This window comes from Daejeonella sp., from assembly GCF_037719425.1.
In the GTDB taxonomy this organism is placed as follows: domain Bacteria; phylum Bacteroidota; class Bacteroidia; order Sphingobacteriales; family Sphingobacteriaceae; genus Daejeonella.
In genome coordinates, this window is record NZ_JBBJNI010000202.1 from 1 (window position 1) to 5,999 (window position 5,999).

Consider the following 5,999-nt stretch of genomic DNA (forward strand, 5'->3'; position numbering starts at 1 on the left):
TCCAACAGCTCCAATAACAACAATAATAGTGTCTACTTTTTTCAGGACATGACACTGAAATCGGAGGCCAGAGTTCTGAAGTCGGACAGGGGGTATTGGACGGTGAAACCTTAGTGAACGCTTAGTGAACCACTAGTGAATCCTTAGTGAATGATCCCTCGCTTCGCTCGGGATGACAGTCGCTTCGCTCGGGATGACAGTCGGAGGTCAGAGGTCTGAAGCAGGAAGGATGAAGTTGAGGAGAAGATTAGAATTGAGTTTATGGAAAATGGAATTGTAACGGTGCAATGATAAGAGTGATTGTTAATTTAAAATTAGAAATAATGAGAAAATTAGAATCGGGTTAAAAAGAAGCTGAAAACTGAAAACTGAAAGTTGAAGGCACAAACCCAAAGTCTTAACCGCGCGGGCTATAGGCGTCACACTCACTTTCAGTTTTCAGTTTTCAATTTAATAAGGCTGGTGCATTACAGTCATTGGGTTTAAATTCTCCGCCCAGGGCGGATGCCGCAAGTATGGTGAAGCTGATGAAGATTGGCAGTACACCGAACGCGAAAGAGGCGGTAAGTATAAAGACTCTGCTAAAAGTTTTTATTAAGTTGAGAGTTGAAAGTAGACAGTGGACAGTGCGCGGACGGGACTAGACGCTGCGACGGGGGCGTTAAAACAGGATTTCCACAAGGTGGTGTCATTGCGAGCATAGCGTGGCAAAAGACTCTGCTAAAAGTTTTATTTAATAGAACCAGGCGTTTGCCAGGGAAATGCATCTTCTGAAGGCGGGAGATCGCTTATGTCTGATTTATCAAATACATCGATTAGAAAGTAATTCAGGACAGTGCATGACGGCTAAACCCCTTCTGTGCTTTATTTTTAGAATATGGCTAAAGTTAAAAAAGGAATCAGGAATTATGAGAGAAAAGCTTTATCAGCTTTAAATTGGCAGCACTGCATTTGTTTAATATTTGCAATAGGGTTATTATTCAATTATAGTTCTTACGCGCAAAATTCAAAAGCAATTATAAAAACCGGAGTTGACAATGATGAGATCTTGTCGGGCAGTAAAAAAGATTCTAAATTTTCACCGAATGCATTTCTTATTGCAGGATATTTTCATCATAACAAATTAATCGACCGAGAAAAGGGGTTGAGGGGTATGGCGGAATCCTATCTGAATGTTGCCGACGCTGCGGATCCGCAAAATTATGCTCTTTGCGAGGAACTTGGCCTATCTGTAATAGTATCAAAAGGTCCTCATTTAACCGGGAATCAATGGCAGAAATTATCAGATGGAGAAATTGATGAATATATAAAAAAGATGGTAGAAAATGGTGGCAAGAGCAAAGCTATTATAGGTTATTTCATCTGTGATGAACCTTCCTCCCTAGCCTTTCCTGCATTGGCAAAGGCAGTTGCAGCGGTGAAAAAGTATGCCCCAGGGAAAATTGCCTATATTAATCTTTATCCAAATTACGCTACTCTTTGGCAAATGGACCAGGTTAAGTCGCAGTTAGGCACCAAAACTTACACTGAATATCTGGAAAAATTTGTGAATGAAGTTAAACCTCAAATAATTAGTTATGATAATTATATGGTTCAGTTTTCGAAGGATTTACAGAATAAGGCGCAATCTGCTAAATATTACACTAATCTAATGGAAGTTTATCGTGTTGCTTTAAAATATAATATTCCGTTTTTCAATATTGTTTCTTCAAACCAGATACGACATTACACAACCATACCTTCACCGCAAAATTTAGCTTTCCAGGCTTATACTTCCTTAGCAGCAGGGGTAGGAGGAATAATATGGTATACGTACCATGGTCAAGCCTATGATTATAATCCTTTGGACACGAATGAAAAGAGAACTTTAATCTGGCAATACTTGAAGGAGGTAAACCGGCAAGTGTCGATTTTAGGCCCTATTATTAAAAAACTTAAATCGACAGGAGTTTACTTTAGTGATGCTACAATCGATCCCTCGCTTCCTCTGTTACCTGGTCAACATCTTCAAAGCGTTGATTCCGAAGAACCTTTGATGGTAGGTGAGTTTATAAGTGAAAAGGGTACTAAGTATATAATGGTTGTAAATCTGAGCTTAGAGAAGTCCGCACGCTTTGTTCTGCATACCAAAATTCCTGATGAGAGACTTTTTGTAGTTTCTGTCGGGGAAGATGTGCCATATCTTTCAGAGATTTTGAATCATAAAAACCTAAAAGGTTCGATGAGAGGTAATTCTATGGAACAAATTGAGATGTCTAAACAGAACGCATCTTGGTTGCCCGCGGGACAGGGCGTATTAATCAAATGTGGAGGAAGTAATTAAAGAAGGGAAATTCGCCACTCTCCACTCAAAAAAATCATTCCCTTTTCTTCACGACGAGCTTCACCTCCTTATACCCAATCCTCCCATCAGCAGAAATCGCCTCAACAATCACCGATAGCGGTCCGATATTATCCGCATTGTAAAAGGAGATGGCGGCGTTTCCGAGCTTGTTGGTCCATAGTTGTGGCTGCCAGTGTACGAGGGTTCGTTTATCGGGTTTCTTCCAGTCTTCCGGGGTGAGATGTTCATATTTGGGAGCATAAAATTCTGCTGGTGCGGCAAATACAGGAATAGTATGCCTGGATAATCCGACAGGGCGTGTGACACCGTAAATGCCTTTGCCGGCATAGGTATAGATGGCAATTACATTACCAGTCGTGGGAGCGTAGGGCCCGCAATTCTCAGGTATGGTTTCACAGAACAGGTTTCTGAAGTTTTTAGCATAGGGGATCAGCTCAAAGCTTTTTACTTCACTCGGGGGGATGCTCGAAATGGTACCATACTCCTGAAAATTTACGGGGATGCCATCGACTACAACGAGCGTGAGCTCGCTATTTGGAATGGAAGCGTACAGCAGGTTTGGGTATTGCCGAACTCTTACTTCTGGAAAATTGAACATCAGAACGCTGTACAAACCGTACGCCCATTTTGGTTCTTTGCTCCGGATGTCATCTCCGCTGATCACTGTTCTTGCTTTACCGTATTTATCTTCTACGAGTTTTTTCTGCGGACTGAGAGCGGTCTCTCTTACCACCACTTCCTGCAGCGCTACACCTGATTTTGACCGGATATAGGCATCATCTGCTTTCTTCCTGTCCATGCTTTTGCTTACATAAGCCCGCTCGATGCTGTCGGGTTTCTGGATAGTGAGGATCTGATCAAAGGAAGCAGGAGGAGAGGTCTTTTTATCAAGAATCATCGTATAGTCTTTTTGTTTGCCGGTCTTGCTGTTGCTTTGAACGAGGACGTCAACAGTGTGGCCCTCCTGTTCGTCTAAATCAAAGCTGAACCTGCCCAGGCTGTCGGTAGTTTGGGTCTGTGCGCCAGATCTTGGCCCGAAGATCACCATGCTCAGGGCTACTCCGGATCTTTCTTTCTTCTGCGCAAGGGCCGCCCCCACATAACCCGACACGGCAATGGTTTGCTCCGGCTTAAAAGTTATAGTGCCGGGCGGTTTGCTGTATTTATACTTACGCCAGCCCTGTGTCAGTAGCAGCGCATCCAGATCCTGTAACCGGCTTATTTTATCTGTAAAATATGATCCGGGATTTTCTATCCGGCCCCGTAACTCTGAACTAAGGAGGAAATACGACAGGATGTTCTCGCGCAGGTTTTGAGAATTGCCCAGGTCGCCGGTGTTCAACACCATAACTGAGAGGCCGGCATTAATGGGCTTTCCATCGTTATCTGTTGTGCTGATCGCCAGTTTAGTAAGTTCCCGCTGGGTATATGTTCCCTTATCCGCGTTCACCGAAAGCTGGATCCGGTCTTCCGGACGTTCATTAAAATACAGGCGCTCAGCCAGTGGGGTGCGGTCTAAAGTCATTAATGTGAATGAGATCACTCCTTCTGGCAGTATATCAGCGGGCAGGAACAATTCCCAAACTCCTTCTTTCAGGCGGCCCTTAAAGTCGAAATAGGCTTGCCCCCGGCATGAGGCTTTCACAACCAGGCTGTCACCTGTAAGGTAATTTGAAGTGACTTTCAGATAGATCCTTGCCCTTATCTTTTTTACAGTGAGCAGGTTTCCCTTGGCAGCAGCTGCAGGCAGGGGATATTTGACCTGTGCTTTATCTTTCAATTGAGTAACCCGCGCGGTATACCTTTGTGCACTATCCACATCGGCCAGAAGTAGTGCTCCCATACCGAGCTCGTTGCTCGCAAAAGTGGTCAGCACCTGACCTTTGCTGTTCAGTATTTCGCCTGTTACTTTTATTCCGTTTCCCGAGCTATCCAGGGCTTTGAAACCCAAAACGTTTGGTAAACCATGCACCATTTCCCCGCTTTCAGGAAAAAACTGGAGGTCAAGGAAGTTCTCATCCATGACTATGGTGCGTGAATAGCCGGAGGCATTCTTTGTATTCAGTTTCAGCGTGATGAAATTGGCGCCCGGGGGTACCGCATAATCCAGCTCGTAATTATTTTTGCTGCTCCGGGATACCTTAATGGTGTCGCGCTGGTCGTCAGCTGCTATAAAAAGTGCGAGGTCCCGGGTGTGCATGCTGTCAATAACTGAGGGATTGATTGTTGCTTTTATGCGGCGCTGGTTTCCAGCACCCGTCAGAGTAACGCTTTGTATGGGGTTTGGCTCCACAACAGTCCCGTCACTATACACCGTAATATATTCTTTAAAGAAGAAGTCGGGGCCAAAGTTCCTATTCCATTCAGTGTATGCCCTGATCTGGTAATGTCCGTCGGTATAGTTAGAATTGAGCTGGAAAAAGCCGTCTCCGATACCGCCGACTAGCCGGATCAATTTCTTCTCAACAATCAGCTCGTTTTGGTCAATAAGGTCAACATGCAATACACCACTGATCCCTGAACTTGTGTGGTCTGATGCACGGGTTACGATAGCTTTGAACCATACTGTTTGATCTGTGGTGTAAACTTTGTTGTCGAGCTGCAGGTAGATCTTTTCTGCAGGGAAGGTTAAAGGATCATTTTCTTTTTCAAGACCGGGTTGCTTAGCCTCGCGATTTGATTCTTTAACCTCGGCGTTACCGGCAAAAGCGCATATGCAGCACAGGGTGAAGGCTATTGAATGAATTTTAAAGAGGGAGCTGGTTTTCAAATTAAAAAGATGTGAGCATGGTAATTCAAATTGGCTTTGTTAAAGCTTAGGGAAATATACAAAAGTCTAATTGAATAAAATTGGTCTGGCGATGTTTAACCGCAAAGATCTCAGAGTTTTGCGCAAAGGACGCTAAGGGGAATTCTTCGAGGATTCTGGCCAAGGCCAGAACCTCCACATAAGCGTCCGCCGAAAGGTGGTTATATTACCGCAACGTAATGGGGAGGTGTTTAATTTGGAGGGATTGAGGTTTACGCAGGACTAACAGGATGCCAGCACCCAGTTTTCAGTTTTCCACTTCCCATCAAGGCCAGACTGGCGAAGTTTCTTTCTTATTGGTAATTAAACTTCGCCAGTCAGGTAGGTCGTAAGGTAGGTCTCCCAATTTCTGTTTTCAGTTTTCAGTTTTCCACTTCCCATCAAGGCCAGACTGGCGAAGTTTCTTTCTTATTGGTAATTAAACTTCGCAAGTCAGGTAGGTCGTAAGGTAGGTCTCCCAATTTCAGTTTTCAGTTTTCAGTTTTCCGCTTTCCACTCCTCTCCAAATGAGACTTGTTTGGGTTAGAGTACAGTACATCATTTATATAATTAGCTACAATCCTGTTAGTTACAATGTAGTTTTCACTATAATTTAGGTATATCCAATACTGGAAAGCATCACTAAACCTAAATTTAAATTTATGAAAGTTAAAATCACTGTTTTGACCGCATGTGCTTTCATGCTGACAAATTGCTCCAAATCGGAAAAAGACGTACCTGCGGAGCTGTCTCAAAGTAAAAAGACTGCATCCGAAATGACGGTAAGCGCCGCATGTTACAGCAACCCTGTGATTTCTGAGGCTGGCGGGGATCCCTACTGTTTTAAATACAACGGAACCTATTATA

3 protein-coding genes are annotated in these 5,999 nt (G+C 43.7%); 2 read left to right on the forward strand and 1 reads right to left on the reverse strand.

Annotated elements, in window-relative coordinates:
• The first annotated feature begins 877 nt into the window (after positions 1 to 877).
• Complete coding sequence (locus tag WKF69_RS18200) at positions 878 to 2,323, forward strand: hypothetical protein (RefSeq protein ID WP_340383763.1); 1,446 nt, start codon at positions 878 to 880, stop codon at positions 2,321 to 2,323.
• Positions 2,324 to 2,357: 34 nt separating this feature from the next.
• Here WKF69_RS18200 and WKF69_RS18205 read toward each other — a convergent pair whose 3' ends face one another.
• Positions 2,358 to 5,114: a hypothetical protein gene (locus tag WKF69_RS18205; protein ID WP_340383764.1), complete on the reverse strand. Its 2,757-nt coding sequence runs from the start codon at positions 5,112 to 5,114 to the stop codon at positions 2,358 to 2,360.
• A gap of 680 nt (positions 5,115 to 5,794) precedes the next feature.
• On the opposite strand from WKF69_RS18205, the gene WKF69_RS18210 reads away from it, so the two are divergent.
• Positions 5,795 to 5,999, forward strand: a 205-nt coding sequence (locus WKF69_RS18210) for a hypothetical protein (RefSeq protein WP_340383766.1), incomplete at its 3' end; no start/stop codon positions are given.

What these genes read in the sequence shown, in the direction of transcription:
- WKF69_RS18200 (WP_340383763.1), top strand. Translation starts at nt 878, where the DNA reads ATGGCTAAAGTTAAAAAAGGAATCAGGAATTATGAGAGAAAAGCTTTA.